Origin of the sequence: Treponema primitia ZAS-1 (assembly GCF_000297095.1) — a bacterium.
Classification (GTDB): domain Bacteria; phylum Spirochaetota; class Spirochaetia; order Treponematales; family Breznakiellaceae; genus Termitinema; species Termitinema primitia_A.
In genome coordinates this window covers 1-1675 of record NZ_AEEA01000166.1, presented here as the reverse complement: position 1 = coordinate 1675, position 1675 = coordinate 1, and the positions used below count along the sequence as shown (strand labels likewise).

General features: G+C 57.4%; 1 protein-coding gene. It reads left to right on the top strand.

Annotated features, from left to right (window positions below):
• Positions 1-1374, top strand: a 1374-nt coding sequence (locus TPRIMZ1_RS19435) for an NfeD family protein (RefSeq protein WP_010263368.1), incomplete at its 5' end; no start/stop codon positions are given.
• Positions 1375-1675 lie beyond the last annotated feature (301 nt).

Below are 1675 nucleotides of genomic sequence, written 5' to 3'. Positions count from 1 at the left end.
CGGGCCCTGAAGGAGGGGGTGAACTTCCTCATTTTTGAGATTGATACCTTTGGAGGCCGGGTAGATTCGGCCCTGCAGATTGCTTCCTTCATAATGTCCATACAAGGAACCGAAGCTTCTCCGGTCCGCTCCGTGGCCTGGGTAAACAACAATTCGGAGTCCATGGGGATAAGCTGGTCCGCGGGGGCTCTGATCGCCTTTTCCTGTACGGAGATTTACATGGCCGCGGGAACCTCCGTGGGAGCCGTGGCGCCGGTAACCGTGGTGTCCGGGGATACCCAGGGCGCCGGCGAAAAGGTTGTGGCGGCAGTACGGTCCCAGATGGCGGCCCTGGCGGAACGGAACGGTTACCCCGTAGGTATAGCCCTGGCCATGGTGGACTACGATGTGGAACTCTGGGAAGTCGTGGTTGACGGCCGTACCGAAGCGTTAACCCTGACGGAACTGCAGCGGGTTGAGCGGGATGATGTAAAAGTAGAGCGGGTTGCTATGATTTCTGCGCCGGGAAAACTTCTTTCCCTCACCAGCGGAGACGCCTACCGCTACGGTCTCTGTGCAGGAATCGTGGATACCCAGGAAGCCCTGCTGGAAAGCCTGGGCGCCGCGGCGGTGACCGCAGAAAGCCTTCCCGGCTTTGCGGACACGGCGCTTTCTATTTTAACCTCCGCCCCGGTCCAGGCCATACTTATCATCCTGGGCCTGGTGATGATCTTTCTGGAAATCAACAGCCCCGGTTTCGGCATATTTGGTCTGGTGGCGATCCTCGCCTTTGCGGGAGTTTTCGGCTCCGGCTTCGTTCTGGGCAGGGTCGGTTCCCTGGAGCTGATCCTCTTCCTGGCGGGCGTCGGACTTTTGGCGGCGGAGATTTTTCTTATCCCCGGCTTTGGTGTGGTGGGCATTTCGGGGATCCTCATCGTCGGTCTATCACTAATACTTTCTATGCAGGATTTTATACTCCCCCGCAATGATTTTGAGTGGAGCCTTCTGGGCCGTAACGCACTGGTGGTGTGTGCAGGGATCCTCGCCGCCATTACGGCAATCGCCCTGATAGCCCTTATGGGTCCCAAGATAAAGATATTCGACCGGCTTACCCTGCATAGCCGGATCACCGGTACTGCGGGGGGGCCCGATCCGGTCTCGGTCGATGGTTCCGGCATAGGGGATGACTATGCGGGCTTGGTAGGGAAAACCGGTATAGCTGTTACAACGCTGCGTCCTTCGGGAAAAGCGGAGATTGAGGGGCGGACTTGTATGGTGGAAACTGAAGGGGTCTTTATTGAAAGCGGGACGGGGGTTATGGTTGTGCGGGTGGTGGGGAATCGGGTTGTGGTAGGTCTGTGCGGTAGGGGGAACGGGGATACACACCTTGTATAAAAACCGCCGGTGGGGGAGGTGAAGCCCCACTGCGGGATGCTTGTAGAGTCTGCTTCCGCAGCCCCGCTGCGCGGGTCTACTACAGCAGGGAATTCCAAATATCCCGCAGTGTGGCTCCACCTCCCCCACCGGCGCCTGTTCGCAGGGGTTTAACTCTGTTCACCTTAACTTTGCTATACGAAATGATTTTACGCAGAGGAGCTACACTACGCTTGCTCTAACTTCGCTATATGAAATGGCTACGTGAGAGAGCTCCACTCCGTTTGCCCTAACTGCGTCATACGAAATGACTACGCGGGAT